The sequence below is a fragment of the Pseudomonas sp. NFIX28 genome (assembly GCF_900107395.1).
Taxonomy (GTDB): Bacteria; Pseudomonadota; Gammaproteobacteria; order Pseudomonadales; family Pseudomonadaceae; genus Aquipseudomonas.
The window spans coordinates 1-25,283 of record NZ_FNPW01000029.1; the positions used below are offsets into that span (position 1 = coordinate 1).

Annotated in this window: 4 protein-coding genes and 2 pseudogenes; 2 read left to right on the top strand and 4 right to left on the bottom strand. The window is 57.6% G+C overall.

Going from position 1 to position 25,283, the window contains the following annotated elements; all coding sequences use genetic code 11:
* Nucleotides 1-31 precede the first annotated feature (31 nt).
* The 4 genes and pseudogenes from BLV20_RS30215 to BLV20_RS30230 all read right to left on the bottom strand — a co-directional run.
* Nucleotides 32-7,483, bottom strand: a complete 7,452-nt coding sequence (locus BLV20_RS30215; RefSeq protein ID WP_092306017.1) for a Tc toxin subunit A-related protein — start codon at nt 7,481-7,483, stop codon at nt 32-34.
* Nucleotides 7,484-7,685: 202 nt separating this feature from the next.
* Nucleotides 7,686-12,170, bottom strand: coding sequence for a SpvB/TcaC N-terminal domain-containing protein (locus tag BLV20_RS30220; protein ID WP_092306018.1), 4,485 nt, complete (start codon nt 12,168-12,170; stop codon nt 7,686-7,688).
* 228 nt (nt 12,171-12,398) lie between these two features.
* Nucleotides 12,399-12,586, bottom strand: a pseudogene (locus BLV20_RS31255) (IS5/IS1182 family transposase); the annotation flags it as partial.
* Between the two features lie 544 nt (nt 12,587-13,130).
* Nucleotides 13,131-13,978: pseudogene (locus tag BLV20_RS30230) on the bottom strand (transposase); the annotation flags it as partial.
* A gap of 683 nt (nt 13,979-14,661) precedes the next feature.
* On the opposite strand from BLV20_RS30230, the gene BLV20_RS30235 reads away from it, so the two are divergent.
* Together BLV20_RS30235 and BLV20_RS30240 are read left to right on the top strand one after the other, a co-directional pair.
* Nucleotides 14,662-22,194, top strand: a complete 7,533-nt coding sequence (locus tag BLV20_RS30235; RefSeq protein ID WP_092306020.1) for a Tc toxin subunit A-related protein — start codon at nt 14,662-14,664, stop codon at nt 22,192-22,194.
* 47 nt (nt 22,195-22,241) lie between these two features.
* Complete coding sequence (locus BLV20_RS30240) at nt 22,242-25,190, top strand: RHS repeat domain-containing protein (protein ID WP_092306021.1); 2,949 nt, start codon at nt 22,242-22,244, stop codon at nt 25,188-25,190.
* Nucleotides 25,191-25,283: the final 93 nt, after the last annotated feature.

Here is a 25,283-nt window from a genome sequence, read left to right on the forward strand (position 1 = left end):
GGCCCATGACGTTTTCCTCCCTTCCAGCGGCTCAACTGATGGCGGTGTAACGCACTTGAATGATCACATCGTCCAAGCTCTCCAGCAGCGTCTTCGCCGCGTTTCCGGGGGTGTCCTGCCATCCAGGGAACGTTAGCTTCCATTTTGATGCCACACCCGTGCCCTCGAAGGGCAGATAACGCTCGTCATTGAAGTCGAGCTGGAACAGTCCGCTGTCGTTGATTCCCTGTGATAGCGCCACCTGCTGGTACGCGCGTAGGTTGGTCTTCGACTGGTTGGGAATTTTCTCTTTGGTGTAGTAGAGGGTGTTGCTCAACTGGGTGAGCATCGCCCCGACCTCCTGGTAGGGACCGAGCACCGCCGGAAATGACAGCGCAACGGTCTTGAACTGACGCAGGTAATGGTCAGGGTAATCCTGGTCGAACAGGGTCTCTTGCAGTTCGTACTGCGCAGAACCGATCGACTTGAGTGTGGCGAGTGCCTGTGCATTCAACGCCTTGAGCGAGAAGGTCTTGACAACCTCGAAAGGACGGAAATTGCGCTGCCGATACGCCAGTTCCATGCGCTGCAGATCGAGCAGCAGCGCCTCGCCAGCCAGCAGACCACGGAACTGGTCATTCCAGGCCTGGCCCGCGTGAATAAAGCGCAGCTCGAAATTGCCCAGTTCGTACTGGCAGGCCGCCTCTGCCTGCCGACACAGATTGGTTGCACTGTCATAGGCCTGCCAGTAGAGCGTCGCCAGTCGGCCGCTCATCCACCGGTACAGCGCCCGCGAGCCGAAGCGCTGTTGCAGGAAACGCTGTGTCGCCCGCGTCTGTTCCTGTTGCAGGAGCTGTTGCTTGAGCCCATCCTGCGCCTGGGCGAGTGCGCGCTGCGCGCCGGCGATCTGCTCGTCTAGGTTCTGTCCTTCCCGCTCGGCCTGCTGGTACTGGAGCTGCCAGTCGTCGCGGCGGCGGCGGTACTGTTCGACTGTGACGAGCCGGTCCGCGGTGATCTGCAGCATGTCCGCCACACCCAACATGCCCGTGCCGATGGCCCGTGGAATGCCCGCAGGCTGCTGTCCACCGACTGCCAGACCGAAAATGTTAGGCAGTGCCTCAATCACCCCGGCAATCGTGAACGGCACACTCGCACCGATGCGCAAGGTTCCCGCAGAGGTCGTCAAGTCCATCGCCGCCTGTTCGGCTGCGCTGACTCCTTGTTCATGGAGGGCGTGGTAGTAGGCATAGCGTTCACTGGCTGCGGTGCGGCTGTGCTGCATCGCGTTCAGGGTATGCTGCGCCATCTCGATTTGCTCATGCTGCATCGCTCGTCCAAGATTGGTCAGCGCTGCCTGCTGTTCCAGTTGCATCAGCCCCAGCGCTTCACTATCGTCGCGCTCCAGGGTCTGCTGCAGGGCGTTGCCAAGACTGCTCAGAGTGATGACAAAGCCGCGGGCTTTTTCCAGCATCACCGCAAATCGGTAGTGGGGAATCGGCGTGAAGCGTTCTACCTCCGAGATCGCCGAGATACCGCCGCTGATGGCTGCCTGTTGCAGCGTGGCCGGATTGACCGGTGGCGCCAGCAGCGGCAGATTCAACGGCAGGCCGTCGATCGATCGGCTGTGCCGCAGATTGTCCAACCGTGCCTCCAGCGTGTCCCAGTACGCCAGATTCTTCTCATCCACGGGTCGCTTAAAATGCGTTTCCTTGACCTGCGCCAACGTCGGCGAGTCCCAGCTATTCACCTGCAGCAGCAGTGGCCTCGGGCCGCGTACTTCGGTGGCCATCACGTAGTACATCTTTGCGCGACTCAGCGATTCGCGGCTCGGATTGCGATACTGGGCGTCGCCCGTGGCGATCAGTACGTCAGTGTACGCGTTGACAATCGCGGTCCGGTAATGAATCGGACTGACGCGTGCGATCGCATCTGGGTCGGTTACCGCAGCAGTGACAGCCATCGATGTCATGCTTTCGCGCAACGGCCGGCATATCCAGCGATCCTTCACTTCCTCGCAGGTCGGATCGAAGATGCGATGCAGCCACTGGCGCGCGCCATCGTAATCGCCGGTGTTCGCCAGACGTTTCGCGACCAGCCATGGCATGTAAAGAAACAGCTCCCAGCCATAGGAGCCATCGTAACCGGAAAAGCTGAACTCGTTGAACGGTCTTTGGGTAATGGGCAGCAGCTTTCCTGCGGCGCTAGCATTATACGAAGCTATGAGGAAGGACGCGTCGTGTTCCTGCAATGACTGCAACGCCTTGTAGTTCGTGGCCTTGTAAAGAAACGGAGGTTCGCCGACGGTCGGCTCGATGTGTTCGCGCAGTTGGGCAGCGGTCTCGGTGCACAGGCGCAGCGCGACACCCGGCGGCGGAAGCAACGTGCCGATTTCTGCCTGCGACAGTGCGTGATCAAAGAGTTTGAGTTCGGCCAGTTCGACCAGTTTCGGACGGGTAGCCTTACGCTCGGCCAGACTCGGATCAAACATCGCCAGTTCAATCGTCTTTAGTGGTGGGAGGGGCGATGACATGGGGCTGGCTGCAACGCGGCGACCATCCATATACAGCGCCTGCCCTTCTCGCAGCGAGCAGGTATAGACAACGTGATGCCAGGCATTATCTTTGTAATTCAGCCAGGTCCGCAGCACCGCTCCTGCGTCCGCATTCGCCCTCTGCGTGGACAAACACCCGGAATTATCGAGCGCCATTCGCAGCCATTCCCTGTCCGCAAAGTCGAATACTGAGAGCAAGGGTTGGCCTGAATGGATCGTCCGGAACCAGAACGACAGTGAAAAGTGCGCGCCCTTGATGCCGTCCTTCGGGGTGGCGCGCATCTTCCGAACAGACGAGTCGATTGCAATCGCCGCATTCACACCGGGATTCGGGCTGGTAACCGAAGGCGGTCGAGCGCCCTCAACGACAAATGCTGAGCTTCCATCGGTAGCCGCGTAGCTGTTGTTGACTTCGTCGTAATTGTCGAATCGCCAAGTCAGTTGCGCCGTGTTCGATGATGCTTGACTGAGGTCCGACACGAAGCAGGGATCACTGGCCGCATTCCTGGGGAGGAGACGCAAAGGTTCCATGATTTTTACGTCAGCGTCGGAAACTTGGATTGATCCAATGATAGGACTTAAATCAATTACAATATCATCTGACTTGCAGCTTAAATAAACTTTAACATCAAGTGTGAAAGGCGGTTTAAATGCATCAGAAAAACTCCTTATCCAACCTTGGGCGCGATCACTTTCGTAGATGCTCCAATTAGTAGAATCTACAATCACAACCTTTTTAAGAGCTATCCTATCCGAGTTTTGAGGCTCGACAAGCCTGATATTGTGAGAAAAAATATAAGTCGAAGCTAGTTCAGCTTCTGTAGGTTTGTCGCAAAATAGTGAATACTCAAAATCTATTTTTATTTTTGGGTAAGACTCGGGTAAGCTATCTTCTAATAACGTAATGCTGCCGGTCTTGAAAAGTCTTATGCCAGGGACGGCAACAATCATGCTGGATATTCCGACCTCAAAGTATCTCTCGTCAAACTGTGCTCCAAACAGGTTTGGGTCAATGTATATGGACAAAAATATATCACCTTCTATAGTAGTGGCGTCTTTCTTTTTAGGGCAATAACGAAACAAAATCCACCGATCGGTCGCCAATTGGCGTGCCGCGAAACGTCCAATGTTTTTAGGTCCGGTATTTACAATAATTTCCGTAGCCTCCTCGGTGTCAGGTTTTCTTTCTAAAACTTTCTGAATAGTGAGCGCTTCGGGTTCATCCCAGCGGCCCGCTCCGAGGCGCCGGACGCGCTTGACCCTGTAGCGATATTCCTTGTCGACCGATGGTGAGGGGGAATTATCGCCGGACGGTGTTTGCGCCACTTGTTTGGGGCGCTCGTCGCATTCCGCCCACACCACGTAAATGGCGCCTTTAAACAAAATGGGCGTGGGCACCGAAAACTCCTCCCTGGGAATCCCAACGTCGATCTTTTCCCACGGCCCGGTGTCGCGTGGACCGCTTGCGGTCAGCGTGAGGGAACGCAGGTACCAGTCACCCGCGTCGCCGGGCGTGCGTGCGGTGAGGTAAAGCGTTGCGCTATTTGTGTCGGGTAGTGGCACCTGAGAGAGACCGCCAATGGTGGCGCGACCACGGTTTGACAGATCGGACAGGTACGGGGTTAGCGCCTGGCGGATTGTGTCATCTTCGAGTCGTCCCTGATTCAACGCCTCGGCGAAGGCCAAATAGTCGGGACTTGCACCTTGTATCCATTCTGGGTCAACGTAGTGGGCCGGGTACAGTTCAAGTTCCTGGTTGGCCCGCCACAGCTGGTATTCGCGATCGACGGCCCACTTGTCGACCAGCTTGCGTTTGGCAAGGTCGCTGGTTTCTCCGGAGACAGTCGGATTCGACTTGAAGGTAGCCGGCTCCGCCCCTTCCAGCGCGCGGGTGATGTACAGCTGGACGTTGCCGATCGCTTCCAGCAGTTGGGTGGTGCTGACCTCGCTCGAGACGTTGACGTCGAGCAGCAAATATCCATAAAGCTGCTCGGCGCTGGTGATGTCTTTAATATTTTTGTCGGGGAGAATCTTTTTCAGCAGGTAGCCGACAAGAGCATCTCGACATGACTCGTCAAGCGGGTGTTTCACTGCGGTTGCCGATGCGCCGTGCCGGGCCACGCCGGTCAGTACCGCATCCGCAGCCGTGCGTTTGGCGGCCCAGCTTAGCCGGTTGGTTGGAGCGTCTCCCTCAGCGCCGTACCCGATCCTCGTGGCCATGGTTTTGACCGGTTTCAACTGCGCATAGTCCAGTGCAAGCGCCCGGGCCTGCACGAGATGGCGATGCATCAAGTCAACTTCTCTGATTGTGTCGGGCAATGACTGGAGCGGGCTGGGCAGGTCATTGAGCATGAGCTTCAGCTCATCAACCGGGCAGCCGAGCAGTTGGCTCAGGGAGGCGGTCAGCGCCTCTTTCTTGGTGACATCGCTTCCGACGTCGGCCTGTCGCGTGAAATACATACGCCATGCGTCGGCACTCGCCTGGTCGTGCTGAAGCCCCTTGAGCTGTCCCAGCGCCAGCAGCAGACCAAAGTCAAGCGGTAGAGTCTGCCGCCGCTTAGACCCGAACGCTACGGAGCGCTCGACCACCAGTTGGATATCTTCCTTCTCCAGCCGGAACAGGCGCACAGCCTCGGCATAGCGGCTCATGAATGCCAGAAACTGTAGGGTGCCCGGCTGTTGATTGAGGGTGGATACGTCGATTGCTTGTTTGTTTTGCAGGTTCCATGTCAACAGCTTGGTCAGCGCCGTGTAATAGTGGATCGGATCTTTTAGACCCCCTTCGAGGTTCATCCACGCGAGCATCGGGATCACCGCGTCGCCGGCACCGCTCATCACCTTGGCCACTGCGGCGCTCAAAATGGTTTTGGCACTCGCTTGCGCCAGCAGCAAGGTCGCGACGACACCGTCCTTCACACTGGTGGCTTGACTCGCCTGTTTGTTGGTGAGTGTGGTCTGAACCTTGGCTTCAAATTCTGACTTGAGCTTGTTTTGCACGAGCCCATTGGCGTCGATGGCGGCATCGCTTCCTGTCTTCAATTCGGTCAGCCAGTCGATCGTCACCGTCGATGTTGCTGCGGTGGGCGTATCCAGGGGCACCGTCTCAAAGGCGTCAAAGCTCGACACGGTCAGCAGTGCCGGGAGCAGGTTCTGATACAGGTCGTTGATCCAGTTGGCGGTCTCCTGGGTAGCCTTAAGGGCGTCCAGGGGCGGCGTCTGGACGATCTTCACGATCTGTGCTGGCGTCGCCTGCCACGTGGTGAGCGTATCGTTCAGCCATACGAGTTGGTCCAGCGCGGCGGGTATCTCGTATTTTTCGCCCGTTCCGGACAGGACAGGCAGCCGCCACGGTGCGATCTGATCCAGCATGAGCACCGCCTCCGGGACGGACCAGCCGAACGACCGGAACGGCAGGGACAAGCGCTGCAGGGCGGCAAGGTAGTCCCAGTCGAACGTGCGATCCATTTTGGGATCAACCTTCCCGACGATCGTGTCCCAGTCCGTCTGGGTCAGCTGCAGGCCGCGCTGCAATGCCGCGATCTCGTTGGCAGTCAGGCTTTGGTATCCTGCCTTTCGAAGAAACCTTTTTAGTTCGGAGCTTTTGGCCCCACAGTATTCTGCGATCCATTTCGCATCATCGCCGAACAGCTGGCGCAGATAGGACGTTTCCTGAACCCCCTCGCGGACAAACGAATTGCTCCACCATATCAGCCCCGCATAGGCGTCCACGCTGAGAGCAAACCGCGCGTGCCATTCCCGGTAGCGGGCGATGAGCGAAAGCGCAAAGTCATTCAACAAAGGCGGACTGCGATCCTCTAGGCTGGCGGCGGCGCAAATCAGGTGATCAAGCTCATGGAACGGCAGGCCGGTCCGCCGATACAGGCGCACCATACGCTCCATGTTGCCCAGCTCTTCTTTGGTTGCGTTTGTACCCTCACGTGCTAAATACAGCTTGCCTTTATACTCGTCGTTCCACTCGCGGAGAGTCACTGTGATGGCTAGCTCAGTCGATTCCCCCAGATTAATATATTTGGCGTAGTGCTCAGCCACTTGATGTCTATTGGGGGTGCCATTTTCCGGGCGAATCCCGCTGCTGCAGATGAGAAGATTCAACTCATCCAATGAGATCGACGTGTGGCTCAGGAAATTCTCGACGAGCCAGAGCTGCTTGGTGTCAACTGCAGGCGTCGTCGCGGTGAGTAGTTTCATGTCCTCGTCGCACAGGCCGAGCCTGTCGCGCACGTTGGGCACAAGCGTATAGGATCTAGAGTTCGCCTCATTGTTGCCGGGACCGGTCGCGCGGGCGATGCCATTGAGGCTTGCGCCATCCAGCACCGCCAGCCCCACACGCACGCGCGTCTGGTACCAATCAAACGGCAGGCTGAAGGCGCTACTATCTGTGGAAAGTGGTCTATAGAGCTCGTCACGTTCCTGTGATGCCGAGGTCTTCGCGAGGGTTTCCATTACCTGGTTCGCCAGCGACAGGGTCGTGACTTCGGTGAGCATGTGGTCGGACGTCAGAGCCAGTTCTTTCAAGTCGGGACGCCGAGTGTCAAGGTTGCGCTTCGTATCGTCGGGGATAATCTGCCGGGTCGCCGTGTTGTAGATTTGCATGAGGTAGCGGGCAGGCGAGAGCATTGATTGCAGCGAGTCTGGATCGCAAAATTCGCCTGTCTCGACGGGCAGGTTCTGGAGTTCCGGATCAGGTTCATGGAAGTGGGGCGACGCCTGCGTGGTGGGGTCATAGCTGACCCAGGCATCGCGCAGGGCTGCGCGCACCGTCGAGGCAGCCTGCACGATCTCGTCGCGCCACGGCACCAGATCCGCCGGCAGGGCCTCCGAGGATACCAGGGCGGCCGCCTCCTGCACGCTTATGTCACCCGCTTCGGCCAGTGCTTCGCGCAGGGGGTCGCTGAGATACCGGGCCTCAAGATGCTGTTCGAGTGTGCTCATGATTGCACTCCGTCAATTACCGGGTGAGTTGGCTTCTGCTGCCAGCCTTATACGGGGCGGGCAACCTTCGTCGATTCGTAGCCGAGTCGATCTGGTGGGTGACCGCGCGTCCAGTGGTTCCGCTGCGCCGCTGCGCTTATCGTGTACCCACGGCACCGCGTACACAGGCCGCGGGCAGCAGCTGTGCGTGTGACCAGGGAGGTCATAGCTGGTTCTCCCGATCGGTGTGCGGCGGATGGGGTTCTGTGTCGAGTACCTCATTTAGCGTATCGTTCTCGTCTTCTTCGACGTTGAACCACGGGTAATAGCGGATCCGGTGCCGGAATCCGAGCGCGGTGAGCCGTTCCCGCCACCGGCCCAGCGGGTCGTACGCGTAGGTGTCCGCATAGCCCCAGTTCACCATGTCGAGGTCATCGACATAGCAGGGCTGATCCAGAAAGTACGGTTGATAGACTCGTACCGGCGCTGCCTTCTCGTTGTAGATCACCCGGCCGGACACGGCCCATCGGGGCTCGGTCCCGGTGTTGGCGATGCGTGGCTGTCCGTTCGCGTCGAGTACGAACCGTCCCTGGTCATCGACCACATAGGCGGGGCCGGGCTCGACTTTTTGCTTGGTCTGCAAGGCGCGGCCGAACCCGTCGCTTAAGGACAGCGTGATGGGGATCTGCTTCTCCGGCGCTCCAGGATAGCGGTCGGTGCTCAGAACGGCGGCTTGCACCGGGCTTTGGGGAATCTGTCGTAACAGCGTCTGCACGGCTGGCGGGATACCAGGCAAAGGGTGGTTCTGGCGGGCCCTGACGTGTCCGCGGGTCAGGATGTGGCCACTCGCGGTGATCAGGTGAGCGTGCTGCAGGGCTTGCCAGAGCGCGGGAACCTGGTCGGTGGATACATGCGTGGCCAGCTGTGTCGAGGTGATCCGGCCCGTCCAGCGGTACAGGTCATACAAGCAGACCGAGGCGGCATTCTGCAGCGCGCCGGCCGGATCGGCCAAGGCCGCTTCGATCGAGCTCAGCGCCGACACGTTGGGGTCGAACGTGTTGAGCGGCGCAAATCCGACAGCACGGGGGGTGTTCTCCTCGTCCAGTTCGCTGCCATGGAATGAAGAAGCCACGACACGCCCGAGCGCATCAAACCGCACTTCCTGCACGTTCTGATTCGGATCCGTGATCTGTAAGGGTTCCAGAAAACGATAGTCATACAGTGCCGTAATCCGGTTGCTGAGTGCATCGGTCACTGAGCGCACGGCGCACATCAGGGGGTCGTAGGCGAACTGTTGTGCGCCTACGATGAGGGAGCTTTGTGTGCTGCGCGGTCGATAAAACGGCAGCCATAAACCTGCTTGGTCGACATAGGTCGCATAGTCACGAGGCACCACCCAGACTGGCGCCTCATTGATACCGGGTTCGACCAGGACTGTCGGCGCCTGACGGTAGCCCGCTTGGTCCAGCGTCGCTTCCAGACTGGGAAGCGTACCCAGCGCAGCCAGTGCGGTCTCGTCGAGTTCAGCTACCTCGACATGGTGGACCAGCACTAGTGGGGGAGGGGGGCTATCTACGGGCTGCACATCGACGCCGTCTTTATCGAAGTAGTACGTCACTTGCTGGCCCGCGAACACGCGCGTCTGCGTGGCGCCGAGGATCCCGTTGGGCATTCGTAATGCCTCGTGGCTCAGGCCCATCGTTGTCGCGGGATAAAAATTGTCACGGCCTGCTGGGTCCGTGATCACATTCTGGCGCTGCTCGAATGGCAGCCCCAGACGCCACACCTGGGGATCGTCGAGATGATGGACCCTCTGACGCTCCTCGTTCAGCCTCAGGGCGTATTGACCCTCGTCATGGCTCGCCTGCCACCAGGCATCCGGCAGATCGGGTGCGTACGGATTGGTAGCGGACTTCGGACGACGGGGGTAATGGACCGTGACGCTTCGTAATGGCACGCCATAGTAATCCATCTGTATCACTATGTTGTGCTGCACAACGGGGTCGTGCGCAATGCGCTCGTAATTCACGCTCAACTGTTCCAACTGCATCGGCAGACTCGCGCAAATGGCGTCAGCCGCTGCGGGCTGCACCAGTCTGACCTGATAACGGCAGACCTGGATGACAAACGGAACCGCGCGGTCACGCTGATCCAGCGCATTGTAGGTTTCGCTGCGCAGCAAACAGCCCTTGAGCGACCGGCTCAATTGCGCCTGCGTGGTGTCCAGAACGTCATTGGACAACAGTTCGTCGTGACCGGTCCGCGAGTCGAATGAAGTGAACCTCACAGGGCCAAGTGTGAATAAGGCATCGTCCTGATACGGTGCAGGGGCGCCTTCGGTGGCCACACGTTCCTGGCCCGTGTGGTACCAATGGCGTGTCAGGGCCGGCGTGGCATAGATCAGTCCTTCAGAGGTTCGATCGATGGCACTGGCCGCATTCAGATGCTCGACCAGTCCAAAGCCGCGAAGCTCCCGTTCTCGGCCTGCATATACGCCGTGTCGATAACGGTAGCGATTGGTCAAGGTATTGCCGGTGATTTCATCGCTGATGACTGTCCGGGATAACACGGGAAGCGAGAATGGAAGTCTGCACACGCTCGCTGGCTCATCTGCCTTCTCATCCAGCCACTCTTGAGCGGAACTGCGAAAGGTCAGGGTAGTCGATGCTCCGATGTTATTGCTGATGGTGTGCAGCAGATAGGGCTTGTCTTCGGCAAAGGCGAAACGCCAATGCCGCGGTTCGGGCGTGACCACAGAGAGGATGAGGTCGCTTGTGCCGGTTCCGTCCAGATCGGCAAAACTGATCTGGCTCAGGCTGTCGAAACGCACGCCGGCCGGCAGGGGGAGCACTTGTGGTTCAGCATCGAAACCGTTGCCGCAACGGTTCAGGAAGATCAGGATGCGATCCGACTCAGCATAAACGAGATCGGCCGCACCTGATCCGTCCAGATCCGCGAGAAACACGCGATTCGGGTTAAAAGTCCGTGCGTCGAATGGCAGGCTCGTAAGCCGAAGGGGGGAGCCAAAGTGACCTCCGCCCAAATTCGGCCAGCACTCGAGGCATTCATGCCGGATGCGCACGAGATGTTGCTGGCCGGATCCCAGCACATCACTGAATGCGACCAACACGGCCGGATCCGGGCTCACCGGCAGAGGTCCGGCGGCGGATTGAATCACGGCAAAGCTGGTTCCGAAACCGGCTTCGCGCTTGTTCGGATAGATACGGACGCTGTTTGGGCTGAGCAGTACCAGATCCATCAGTCCGCCGCCCCGAGCATCGACGAACTGCGCCGCAGGGTGGAAAAACTCTGTAGGCAAGGCTGGCCAGGGTATAAAATGCGACCACTGGCGATCCGGGCTGAGGCTGAAGTATCCGTTCAGCGCGGGCTGTAAGATCAGCCAGTCGAGTTGACCATCGCCGGTAAGATCCATCAGCAGCCCGCTGGCCTCCGACTGGAGGGCTGGGAGACTGGGCAGCGCTTCCCAGGGGCCGTAAGTAATCCCGTCTGGCGGCGCGTTCAAGTCACGCTGCGGGGCCTGATAACGCCAATCGCAACCCTCCTTGTACAGGATGCCGGGGAGTCCCTCGCCATACAGGTCCACAAGCTGGTAGGGGCGGCCGTCGTTCCAGCCGGCGAACGCCGGTAGTGGTTGATAACCGTCCGCGGACAGTGTCGGAGCAAACGATATATAGGTCAGCTCGAGAGGCGGCATAGATAGCATCGTGCCATCGCGCTCATAGGCGAGCATCTGGGCGACGATCAGTTTGCTGATGTACGGAGTCTGGTCATAGGTGAACAGCATGCGCCGCACGAGTGTGCTGGGTTCGGTTAGCTCATCCGGGAAGTGATGGAACATCAGCACCTGATGGCACAGGCGGTGTGTGCGAACCTCGAAGCCGAGTGAATAATCCGAAAACGCGTCTGCACGGCATGGCCACGGCACGCTTGTATCCCGACCCGGAACAGTGTGTGCATCAAGCGTACGGCGGCCGTAGTCGAATACGAAGGTAAAGAGCCATTCGGGGGCGGCGGCCTGCGGGTCATCCCAGGCATAGAGGGGGACGTAGCCCTGTCGGTTGCCGTATCGTACTTCGGTCAGATACCGGTTGGCCGTGTGCAGGCGGCTGGCTTCCATGCCTGTCAGGTCAACGTTGGTGATGTCTTCAGCCTCGTACTGATAACAGATATGTTCGCCTGTAGGGGAGACCGATTCCTCCAGCAGCCAGCGACCAACCCTGCGGTGCGGCGGCGTCGGCTCGGCGATGCACGCAGTGGCGTGTTTGCCCAGACAATGCAACTGGCCGTCAATTGTGCGAATCAGCCAGAAAATCTCTCCCGATAACTGCGCTTGCCAATGCTCGATGCATTCAAACTCCTGCATTACGCTCGGCAGATAGCGGGTCACGGAATAGGTTTGATCTAGCGTCAGAGCTCCGTACATTGAAACTGATCGACAAACCAACTGGTTATTGTCATCCCGTTCAGGAACCAGAATTTCACCGTTGGGGGCAAGAAACACATCCTGTTCGTCGTAGCGAGGCGCTCCGTAACGCGTATCGCGGCTGATCGAAAGGAGCGGCACCTGCCACCCAAGACCAAAGGCGCTATTGCCACGGTCGCTGCTATACGCGAGGGACAGCGACGGCGCATAGCCACGGCCGGCCGACACCGGTAACGGAACCGACAGGCCAGCCTGACCGGTCATCCCAGCCTCACTGAGCGTTTCGCCTATTCCGCGCAGAGCCCCCCCGCCTTTGGGTAAGACTGGGGTAGCAACCGTCACGTTCCCTGCCTGCTGAGTCGTGTTCACTTGTATTCCCCTGATAATGGCGATCAGTGTTGTCGATCATGCAATTTCATCCTGGGGCGGGATCGCCGTACCGCCGAACAGGTCGACGGCATTAAAAATCACACCCCACGCGGCACCCTGGGCTCTGTACGAAAAGTAATGTCGCAAACACTGCATGGCACAGACCAATGAGACCGTTGCCGCAGAATTTTCGTAAACTTGTCGGCGCGCGTACCTATGCGCCGCCTCTTCAGCCAACCGAATATGCGCTCGACAATGTTACGTTGCCGGTGTTTTTGGCGATCGAACACCCTGACAGTACACGGGCGTGGGCCATGCTACTTATGAATATGATGGCGTATGTATATAGAATACCCATTCCCATCAAACAGCTTTTCACCACATTTATATGGATATACATTCTTAAGACTTGATAATCAGAAGAGTCGCTGAGCAGGTCAGTGACCCGCGCCTTGTGCCAGCGAGCCAACTAATGATTCTGAGGTGTGGTGTTGAACATGGTGATGCTTTGGTGAACCCAGAGCTATTGCAAGTTGTATGGGTATCCCAGGCTTTAGTGTCTTTGAACTAATTAAAGCATGCCTTGATGTAGTGTCAAGCCATTCCGAACAGAAGAATACTTATCCGTTCTTTGTTCGAATATTACAGAGTTAAAATAATCTTTTTTCGGTTGTTGCTATCGAATTGAGCTCAATGGCTCGATCCCAATCGACCCTTACATATTGTTGGTCTGCCTCTCGTACCAAGTTATTTTCTTGGTATATCACTCAGCTCTTACCATTCTCGATGGAGGTGACTAGTGGCCTGAGTGGTTAAACCATTATCTTATTTTTGGTCACGTTCAGTTTGCTTTAGGCGGATAGCCGTTTTCAAATCGGACACGCTGGTGAGGGCGCCCCGGTACAGCGCTCGTCTCTTCAATTGCGCGAACCAACTCTCTACGGCGTTCAGCCAAGACACGCTAGTCGGCGTGAAATGCAATTTGAAGCGAGGATAATTTTCCAGCCACTGCTTGATGGTGGCAGTTTTGTGGGTTGAGCTGTTATCCAGAATCACATGTTGAAAGCCGCGTACAAGCTTGCTGTTCCATGGCGCTTGTAGTCATGCGTGCGACGTTCGACCTGACCTGAGCGCAGCGGCAACATCAGCTGAGTGCAATCTAACGCTTGGATCTGGGTTTTCTCATCACCCTGACGACCCAGCGCGTTATCCGGCGGGTTCAAATAGAGCCGGACCATGTCGACTACCTTGTTGGCGAAATGGAGGATCGTTGCTTGAAGGTCTTCAAACGACGGGGTTTGAGGCCGGAAGCAGTCTAGACCTGCCTAACCTGCCACGTGGTGACTCGAGCATATTTGGCCATCAAACGAACATTCCAGTGAGTGGCCACCTTGGGAGCGCACATGGTCGTCAGGGTGAGAATTTCGGTGATTTTTCCGACCCAAGCTTGAGTAGCTGGCCGGCTGCGTGGCAGATCTTTCAGCCCTTCAATTCCAGCTTCCAGATAGCGCTTTCGCCACTTGAATACCGTTGGCCGCATGACCTGCAAGTGATCGCTGACCTTGGGCATCATTCCATCAGCCAGCAGAAGCGGATGTGATCTGCTCGACAAGGGCCTGTCCCAGTGTACTTATCCTCATCCCGCCCTGCCGGGTAATAAGATCAGAAGGTGCTAAAACGAAGGGAGAAGCTGGCCGAAGCATGCGTATAACCAGTCAATGACATTGGGCGTATGTCGTTACTTGCAGGAAAATGAGTTAATCATTCAGTCTACTAGCTCGATTGGCGACTGCTTGTAGTCGAAGAATAAACGGACTCCGAACGTTCGGACTGACTATTTTTCCGTGTCATTTGAGTTGTGCACATCGACAAGCTCGCGAAAAAGCATTGTAAACAATGCATGACGCAGACCAAAGAGGCTGCGACCGCCCATGGAGATGGTCTTGCTAGTCGGAAATAGCGAGATTGAAATCAGCGTGAGAAGGGCAAAAATAAAGCCGGCAAACTGACGGGGTCGAATTGAAAATAGTGTAAGGTTCGGAGTGATAAATTGTTTTGTGCACTATTAAGCAGGAATAAATAAAATTATTTAGGGCCTGCCATTAAAAGTCGAAATAAACAAAGCGCTTTAATAGGGGGGGTTATTGTCTTTTTTAAAGTTTGACGAGCTGCGACGGATGCACTAGGTTGATAAGAAAGGATCGGGTTGCGGCTTGTTATATTTCGTTTGCTTTTGAATGAGTGCATGTTAGGTTGAAGTTGAGCAATCGCTATCGAAGTTAAATTTATCTGTTGGCGCCTCCTCTAAAGCTGATCAATTAAGTTTAACGAAAGCGCGTTGAACAATATACGGCCATTTCAGTGCCGGAAGTTGCGAGGTGATATCGTGGATACTCAAACGTTGTCCCGGTTACAATCACTGATCGAGCCGAGTGGTATCAATACGCTCATCGAGATTGCATTATTTTCCTTTGAAGAGTTCCGTAACAAGGTCAAGGACGCACTGAGCTGGCACGAAACGCGGGTACTGTACCGGGCGGCGCAGAAGTCACTCAACGAGAGTCGGTTGTACGAGGCCCGACTGTTATCGCGCTCGAATCCGCTGTTAACGCACGCAATGCGTTCAGCGATGGCTCAACCGCAGGCACAGTTGTACGATTATCAGAGCGCGTTCGGGCAACGGGCCAGCCAGTTTGTTGCGCCGGGCGCGGTCGCCTCCATGTTTTCGCCAGGCGCCTATCTGACCGAAATGTATCGGGAAGCGCGGGCGCTGCGCCCGCCGGCCTCCCTCTACCATCTGGACGTCCGGCGTCCTGACTTGCCCGCGCTGGTACTGAGTCAGCGCAACCTGGATGAGACACTGTCGACGCTGGATTTGTCCAACGAAGTGTTGCAGGCGGGCATCCGGGCTCACGACACGAACCTGGCCGATGACGAGGCGGTCCTGCAACGGCTGGCGACCTGGCGCACGACGGGCGCGACGCCGTTTCACGATGCGTTCGAGCGGACGCGGCAAGCATTGTTGACTCGGGACCCTGAGGGGAAACACGCGTCAGCGGCGCCAGACGTCGTTGGTCTGATGTCGGCGGCATCGCGGCTCGGCCTCCATGCCGGGATCGCCCCAGAACTCCACGCGATTCTGACCGAGGCGGTGACGGACGAGAATGTGGAAGAGGTATATGAGCGCAATTTCGGACAGATCCTGCCGAGCGCACTGATGAGCGTCCGCGCGCTGGCACGGTACTATGACATCTCGGATGACCTCTGTGCTGAGTTCATCGAAAACGAAGTGGAAAATTTTGTGTACGGGGGCTATGTTAATGACCAGTTGTATTTTCCTCTGCGACTGCATATGAACGGCGATGTGCTCGCACCATCGTATCTGGAACGCTCATATACTTATCCTGGTTATCATCAGCCTTCTTACATAGAGCTGGTGCCATCCCTGCACCATACTACCTTCGAGCTGTTGAGATTTCGCATGAACGGCGCGGATAGTACGCTGCAAAAATTAGAGGTTCGCATTTCCTATGGAGGGTCGAATTTTCAATTGGTTTATACCGATCCAAAATATACGGCAGCTAAGGCGATTCAGGAAAATCGTATTCCCATCAACATAGAACTAAGTCGGGATCGTCCGTATGTGGAAGTGCAATTGTGTTTCCTCACTAGCCGCGAGATGTATGACGATGAGTCGAAGGCAAGTTTCCGCCTTAGCCATATAACAAATGCTAGCGTTCTGCTCAGGATCAACAAGTCCATCCGGGCGCACAAGGCGACCGGACTGGCACCTGCAGCGATCGATGCGGCCGTCGCGAGCGTCAACGCCGACTGGACGATAGACGAGATGGCGCTGCGCAGAATGCTCGACCTACAATCGTACATGCAACGTTATACGATCGACTACGACCAGGCGTTGTGCCTCTGCAACGGCGACATTTCGCGGCTGAGATTCAGTAACCAGCCGAGTCAATTCGATCGGCTGTTCAATACGCCGCCGCTGAACGGCTACGTGTTCGCCACAGGTGGGCCCCAGATCGACCTTAAGCCGGACAGCCCGGACTATGATCCGCGTAAGACGGTTCTGAAACGTGCGCTTCAGGTCGACGATGTGTCGCTGTACCGGTTGTTGACGATTGTCGATCCTGACAATCAGGGCGGCACGATCCCCAACGACATCTCCTATCTGTCAGCCCTATATCGTGCGCACCTGCTGGCCACCGTGCACCAGCTGAGCGTGGACGACTTGGCAATGCTGCTGATCGGGTTGGACGAGACGAGCGGGTTGATCGGCATTGGTGACGACGCGCTACGCGGGTTATTAGTCCGCCTGCAGACGGCGGTGCGCTGGCTGAATGGCCTGAAATGGAGCCCATACGAATTGTTCGTGATGACCACGACGAACTATTCCGACACGCTGACGCCGGAGATCCAAAACCTGCTGGACGCACTGAACAACGGGCTGCAGGACCCCGACCTGAGCGACGGAGAACTGATCGAGGCGATGGCCCCGCACGTCGCGGCGTCGCTGCGTCTGACCTCGAATGAGGTAGCATGCTCGGTGTTGCTCTGGGTCGATCAACTGCAACCCAATGGCATGGGCGTCGATGCATTTTGGGCGGCCGTGGCGAACCACGCGGTACCGCCGGCTGAATCCATCCAGTTTTGCCACGCGCTGGCGCAACTGGCGCTTGTGTATCAGGGCACCGGCCTTGATGCAAATTCGTTCCGGCGACTGATCGAGCAACCGGACAGCCTGGTTACGCTGCCCGAGGACACAACCGTGGCCGGTCATGACGCGCGCACCCTGATGCAGCTCAGCGCCTATGCCGGCTGGGTGCAGCGTCTGGCGGGCAATGCCGCCACAGTCTTGAGTTCATTCGAGGCCGACACACTGACCTCTGGGAGACTGGCCCAGGCCATGGTGCTGGACGAACAACTGCTGCGACAGGCGAGCGAACAGGCCTGGTTGAACCATCAGATATCAGACCAGGATCTGCTCTATACCTGGCCTGAGATCGACATTGTGCTGCAGTGGGTCAATCTGGCGAACGGGCTGGGCGTGGCACCGAAAAACGTGACCGACTGGCTGGCGTTGGATTACTTGCGGCCCGATGCGGCAGAGGTGTCGTATGCAGCATGGGATCGGATGGCGACGACGTTCACGGCCGCCTTGCGGACTGACCAGGCCGACACGCTCGCGGGCACGTGCACGGGTTCGCTGAGCGCGGCACTCGCGGGCTATTACCTCAAGGAAGTGGCGAACCCGACGCTGAACCTGCGTAGCCGGGATGAGCTGTATGGCTACTTGTTGATCGACAACCAGGTGAGTGCCCAGGTCAAGACCGCCCGGATTGCCGAGGCGACGGCCAGCCTCCAGCTGTACGTCAACCGTGCGCTGAATCGGATCGAAGCCGGGGTCGATACGACCGTGGTGACCCGCCGGTTCTTTGTTGAGTGGGAGACCTATAACAAGCGCTACAGCACCTGGGCGGGCGTGTCGCAACTGGTGTACTACCCGGAGAACTACATTGATCCGACGCTGCGGATCAGCCAGACGGACATGATGGACCACTTGCTGCAGTCGGTGAGCCAGTCGTACTTGACCTCGGATACGGTGGGCGACGCATTCAACAGTTACCTGACGGCGTTCGAGCAGGTGGCGAACCTGGACGTGATCAGCGCCTATCACGATAACCTGAACGTGGAACAGGGGCTGACGTACTTCGTCGGCTGCAACCGCAACAACGAGGTCGAGTACTATTGGCGCAGCGCCGACCACGACAAGTGTCACGACGGACAGTTTGCAAGCAATGCGTGGAGCGAGTGGCGGGCGATCAACTGCGCATTGAACCCATACCAGGGCGTGGTGCGCCCGGTGGTGAGCAAATCGCGCCTGCACCTTGTGTGGCTGGAGCAGGTCGAACAGGCCGAGATGGAGAACGACAGCGTCAAGGCGACCTTCCGGTATGTGCTGAAACTGGCGTATTTGCGGTACGACGGGACCTGGTCGGCACCGCTCAGTTACCCGGCGGATGCGCTGCTGGCTGGATTGGGGCTCTCGCAGCACGAGGCGCCCGGGCTGTACTGTGCGGAAAGCCCGGTCGATGAGACCTTGATGGTGCTGTGCTACAAGATCCAGACCGCTCTGAACCAGGCACCGGTCGCGGGGCTGTACATACTGCCGGACCTGTCCTCAAAGGACATGGCGCCCGGACAGGCTCAGTTTCACCGCGATAACGTGCATATGCAGTTAGATGCACCGGATCGCCGGCGAGTCAACAACCGTTATGGGGGCGACGGATATGAGATTCCGCCGTCGGTCAATGTCAATCAGGGATTTGAGTGGGGTGCAGCTGTACTTTCGCGGGTAGATGGCGGAGCGATACTGAACATCTCATACAAGGCGTCTCTGACATCGTTGGAAATAGAATTCGGAGCCTTGGTAGATTTCAGATTTGATAATAACCCAGCCATGTTTGAGATTGGGGTTGCAACGCTTCAAACAATGCAGCAACACCACAACCCAGGAGATGAAATCTGGGTTTATCATCAATCGTTTGCTGAACGAGTTGGTTTGGCAGGCAATAATAAAATTAACACCCTCGTAATCACTAGTACTTATGCTGGGATCGGTTTCCCATGGAGTTACTTTCTTGTTGTTGATGATGGTAATGGGGAGAATGAAGTGCCATACGATGGCCCGGGGGTATATCGGTTTTCAAATAGAAATCTACAAAATCTTAAAAGTGTATATATAGTTGCAAGATGGGTGGCATCGGGAACGCAACCTGATGGCTATCCACTTGTGGCGAACATAAAAGAACGTTTCTGCTTATATACGGATATTCCTGCCAGTAAGGTCAGCGTCATTGTCGATACAGGCGGAGTCGATAAGAAACGTTTTACTGCGGATAATTACGTAACTAATATTCCGCCACTCAGCCTTTACAGAGTGTTATTTCCATTCGAGACGCTGACGATTGATGCAAGTCAACTGATTTTTGTCAATAACAGGGCTAGCGTCGATATTACCTGCGAGGTGCGGTTTGGCGATGATCAACTGGCTGGCAGGGAGTTCTTCTCGATTCCGGTTGTCAGGCAAGTCCAAGGTACTTCGAGTGTGCTGGCTCTGCAGCGTGAGGACAACGGCGCCCAGTATATGCAATGGGGGCCCTACCGGGTGCGCATGAATACCTTGTTTGCCCGTCAATTGATCCAGCGGGCAGTGCGTGGCGTGGACGCGATCCTGAGCATGGATACCCAGTATCTGCCCGAACCCCCTCTCGGCCATGGTGGCTATATTCAGGTGATGCTGCCGGCCTATAGCCCGACGGTACATGGCACGACGCGTGGAGTGCGGGTCGTTCTGCAAAGTGGCGCCGGTCCGGTGGCAACGGAATATGCGTTCATGAACACGTCGCTGACGGACCTCGAACAGCGGGTGGCGCTGTTCGTGCCAGTCTCGCAATTGAGTCAGGGCGATGCGGTCGATTTCCCGGTCGATCTGGACACCGGCCTCGGCGTGCTGCTCGCTTGCCAGGCCGGCAAGCTGAATGCCGGGCAACTCGGATTCGATCCGGACGCCCTCAAGCCCACCGCCTTTATCAAGGACGCGGGCTGGACCGCTGGTCGGGATGTCGACATACAGATTTTTTCAACCTTCATCGAGCCGATGGATTTCAATGGGGCCAATGCGCTGTACTTTTGGGAATTGTTCTACTACAGCCCGATGTTGGTCGCGCAGCGGCTGCTGCTGGAGCAGCGCTTCGATGACGCGCAGCGCTGGCTGCAATACGTCTGGAACCCGTCCGGCTATGTCGTGGGCGGCCGGCAGCAGTCCTATCAATGGAATGTCCGGCCGCTGGAAGAAGACCTTGGCTGGAATGCCGAGTCGCTAGACAGCACCGACCCGGATGCGGTCGCACAATACGACCCGATGCACTACAAGGTCGCCACCTTCATGCGTTGGCTGGATCTGCTGCTGGCCCGCGGCGATCGCGCCTATCGCCAGCTCGAGCGCGACACGTTGAGCGAAGCGAAGATGTGGTACCTGCAGGCCTTGCATCTGCTGGGCGAGCAACCGTATCTGCCGCGCACCGCACAATGGTCCGAGCCCCCCCTCGCGCTGGCGGCCGACAAAACAACGCAACGGGCCCATCTACAGGCACTGGAGGCCTTATCGGCGGGTGGACAACCGATGCCGCTGACCGCCAATTCGCTGACGGCGCTGTTCCTGCCACAAGCAAACGACGTGTTGCTCGGCTACTGGCGGACGCTGGAACAGCGCCTCTACAACCTGCGTAACAATCTGTCGATTGACGGACGCCCGCTAGCGCTGCCGCTGTACGCGACACCGGCTAACCCCAAGGAGCTGCTCGGTGCCGCGGTGGCGTCGTCCTCCGGTGGGGGCAGGGTGTTCCCGCCGGCGGAACCGTCGCTGTTGCGCTTCCTGCAGATGCTGGAGAACGCGAAGAGCACGGTGTCGCAATTGATGCAGTTTGGCAGCAGTCTCCAGGGCATCATCGAGCGCCAGGACGCAGAGGCGCTCGGCGTGCTGCTGCAAAACCAGGCCAAGGCACTGGTGCGAATCAGTCTGGACGCGCAAGACACGACCCTAGCGGAATTGGACGAGGATATCGACGCGTTGCAGCAGGCGCATCAGGGGGCGCAGCAGCGGCGGGACCACTACAGCGCGCTATACGAGGAAAACGTCAATAGCGGTGAGAAGAAGTTGATGGATTTACGGATGGCGTCAGCGAGCATCGTCACTGGCGCGACGACCCTGCACATGAGCGCAGCGGCAGTTGAAATGATTCCGAATATCTATGGCTTCGCGGTTGGGGGCCAGCGATTCGGGGCTCTGATGAACGCATCGGCAATCGCCATGCAACTGAGCGCCTCGGGAATGATGATCGAAGCGGACAAGCTGAGCCAGTCGGAGCTGTACCGCCGCCGTCGCGAGGAATGGGACATTCAGCAGAAGAACGCGCAAGCCGATCTGGAGCAGATCAATGTGCAACTCCGGGCGATGGCCCTGCGCAAGGAAGCGGCGAACCTGCAGAAAAATTATCTGACGCTCCAGCAGGAGCAGACGGAGGCTCAACTGGCGTTCCTGAAAGGCAAATTCAGCAACGAGGCGCTGTACAGCTGGATGCGCGGTCGCCTATCGGCGATTTACTACCAGTTTTACGATCTGGCGGTCTCGCGGTGTTTGACGGCGGAGCAGGCCTATCAATGGGAAACCCGGAGCGTCGAGCGCTTCATCAAGCCGGAGTGGAATAACACGTATGGCGGTTTGTTGTGCGGCGAGGCGCTCATGCTGAACCTGGTGCAGATGGAGGCGGCGTACCTGATCCAGGATGCACGCGCGTTGCAAGTGGTGCGCACGGTTTCGCTGTCCGGCTTCTATGCCGGCTTGCCCGACGACAAGCACTTCGATTTTGCAGAGAAGGTGGTCGCCTTCATCGAAGCGGGAGGCGGTCGCGCGGGCAGCGACGCGAACGGTTTATCCCTTGAGAACGGTCAGCTGTCGGCGACGGTGACGTTGCGGGACCTGAGGATTGCGGACGACTACCCGACCAGCATGCAACTGGGCAGCCAGCGCCGTATCAAGCAGATCAGTGTCACCTTGCCTGCGCTGATCGGGCCATATCAGGACATCCAGGCCATGCTGTCCTACGGAGGCAGTCTTGTGTTACCCCGCGGCTGCGAAGCCCTGGCGGTGTCGCGAGGCTTTGATGACAGCGGTCAGTTCGAGCTGAACTTCAACGACGGCAGATTCCTGCCCTTCGAGGGTATTCCGGTCGACGATGGCGGTACACTCACGTTGCGTTTCCCGAACACGCTCGGCAAGCAAGAGGGGCTGCTGCGGACGTTGAGTGACATCGTGCTGCACATCCGCTACACGATTCGATAAATCTCGTTGATGGCCCCCTAATCACACGGGTGCGAGGTATGTACATCATGACCACCACGACCATTGCCGATGCTGCGACCGCGCAGCGCTGTTGTGACACGCCGACGCTGTCGGTGTTCGACAACCGCGGTCTTCAAGTTCGTACCGTGCGATACAATCGCACCAAGGCTGACGAGGCGCCGGACGAACTGATCACACGTCAGACTTGGTCCGCGCGCGGGGATCAGGCCAGCACCATCGATGCCCGTTTGTTTGACGAGCAGCGGAAAAATCCGGCCATCCCGCCGAACTTCCGCTACATCTGCTCGGTTTCCGGCCAGCCGCTCGCAATACTTAGCCAGGACGCGGGCGAGCACCTCTCGCTGCCTGACGCCGAGGGCGGTCTCATTTGGCAGCGCGATGAACGTGATCAGCAACGGCGTTGCACCTATGATCTGCTTCACCGCCTCACGTCTGTCACGGGACAGACTGCCGATGGTGCAAAGCTCGTGAGCGAGCGCCTTATCTACGGTGATGCTGCGGCATCGATTGGCGCCAATTTGCGCGGCCAGCTCTGGCAACACTATTCGCCGGCGGGCTTGAGCCTCACGCCTGCTTACGGTCTTACTGGCCAGCTGTTGAGCACTCAGCAGCGATTCCTGCTTGACGATGTGCTTGATAGCGACTGGCAGGGTGACGATCCAGCCGCTTGGGCCCACGATCTTGCGCCCGACGCCTACACGACACGATGGACTTACGATGCCCTCGGGCAGGAGTTAGGGCGCACCGATGCGCGCGGCAACCAGCAGCGGCAGTGCTTCAACCTCGCCCACCAGCTCATTGGCAGCGACGTGAAACTGGCTGGCCAGGCCGCTTGGAAACCCCTGTTATGTGCAATCACTTACAGCGCCGCCGGTCAGGTGCTGCGCGAGGAGTTCGGCAACGGCGTCATAACCGACTATTCCTACGAGCCGCAAACCCAGCGGCTGGCCGAATTGCGCTCGACCCGCTCCGCCAGGAACGGCCGGCCCTCCGTGCTCCGGGCGCTGTCGTACGAATACGATCCCATTGGTAACCTGCTCGCGATTGACGATGCGGCCGAGGCCATCCGCTATACCCGCAACCAGCGCATCGATCCTGTCCATCGCTACACGTATGATGCGCTGTCCCAACTTACGCAGGTCATGGGGCGGGAAAATGCCAACGCCGGTCGCCAGAGTCAGGCACTGCCAGCGGCGATCATGCCGCTCTTCCAGGACACCAGCGAGCTCACGAACTACAGCCGCACCTACACCTATGATCGCGGAGGGAATCTCACGGCCATGCACCACCAAGGCACAACATCCTATGCGCTGCAGATGGCAGTCGCTCGCGGCTCGAACCGCGCTGTCCCGCAGACCGATGGCCTGACTCTGGATGACGTAAATGGTTATTTCGACGCCTGTGGCAACCTGAAGGAGCTGAGTCCCGGCCAGCAACTGATATGGGACGGCCGCAACCAGTTACGAAGTGTCACGCAGATCGTGCGCAGTGGTGCCGCCAACGATACCGAGGTGTACTGGTATGATGGTACGGGCCTACGCACCACCAAACTCAGCTCCGCCCAGACCAGCGGCACCACCCGCATCGAGCGGGTGCGCTACCTGCCAGGGCTCGAGATTCGCCAGACCGAGCAACGCCTCGCCGGTGGCGATCCTCTCGTCCTCGTCGAAGATCTGAACGTACTTACCCTTGGGGCGACGGGCCGCCAATCGATACGCTTGCTGCATTGGGCGCAAGGTAAACCGGCGTCGATTGAGAACGACCAATTGCGCTGCAGTCTCGACGACCAGATTGGTTCGTCGATGATCGAACTTGATGCGCAGGCCGACATCGTGGCCAGGGAGGAATATTTCCCCTATGGAGGTACCGCTGTGTGGTCGGCACGCAGTGATACTGAGGCCAAATACAAGTACATCCGCTACTCGGGGCAGGAGCGTGATGCCACCGGCCTCTATTACTACGGCCTGCGCTACTATGCCCCATGGGTTACTCGATGGATTAACCCAGATCCCGCCGGGCCCATCGATGGGCTCAATCTCTTTTGCATGGTCGCAAACAACCCTGTTACACGACGAGATATTGGCGGGTTGGCAGGATCAGAAGAAGAAATACCCCTTCTGCAATTGCAAACGCATGACTCAGGTAGAAGCATGAGGTCAGCTTACGGTTCGCGTGAGGGCCGGTACATGCGGTTTGACAACCCAGTTTATGCTGACACGACGGAGCCGATCGAAGTCAGGTCTTCCGGGCCATCGACTGTGTCCAGGCTTACCGATGCACTACGGCAACGCATGGCCTCCGTACGCGAATCATTCGCTCGTCGACCGCGTGAGCGTGCGTACGAGACTATACCTCTTCTCAACCTCGAACCAGAGGCAAGTAGCGGACCAATATTCATGATCGATCGCGCGACGAGTGGTGGTCCAGGAAGGCTGCGACCTTCTGGTTATCAACGTTTGGGGCCATCGAGCGAACCGCGTTCCAGTCGCGCCGCCAGAGAAGCTGTTAGGCAGTTGAATCCTCAACCGATGTTGAGTGGACACGACGAAGAAATCGAATTGACTACGTTATCTCCTGCAACACGGAGCTGGGAGGAAACGATTTCGCGATCGCGGCAAATTGTTGGGGGAGAGGCACTTAACCAAGCAGATTTCGCACTGGATATCAGCGGAATTAATGTTGAGCTGCGAGAGCAGGAGACTTTGGACATAGCGACCGCCCTATATCAACTCACGGCGCAGAGTTCAACCTCGTCTTCGTCTCCGGAAAGCGAGCTTGAAACTACTCCGCTTTTGGGGACAAGGCGAACAACAGGCGGTGCAGCATCATCGACCGCTTCAGGAATGTTGTCTTTTTTTGCATTCGCATGGTGGTCGACTGCGTTCTTTGTATTCGCTTTTGCTTTCTCATTCTTTGGATTCTCCTGGGCTACCCGCTCAAGGAGAGCTCAAGTCGGGGCGAGGGAGTGGGCGTGAAGACGCTGCTGGAGAGCTTGGACGATGTGATCATTCAAGTGCGTTACACCGCCATCAGTTGAGCCGCTGGAAGGGAGGAAAACGTCATGGGCC

What these genes read in the sequence shown, in the direction of transcription:
- BLV20_RS30220 (WP_092306018.1), bottom strand. Translation starts at nt 12,170, where the DNA reads ATGACCGGTCAGGCTGGCCTGTCGGTTCCGTTACCGGTGTCGGCCGGC.
- BLV20_RS30240 (WP_092306021.1), top strand. Translation starts at nt 22,242, where the DNA reads ATGACCACCACGACCATTGCCGATGCTGCGACCGCGCAGCGCTGTTGT.
- BLV20_RS30215 (WP_092306017.1), bottom strand. Translation starts at nt 7,483, where the DNA reads ATGAGCACACTCGAACAGCATCTTGAGGCCCGGTATCTCAGCGACCCC.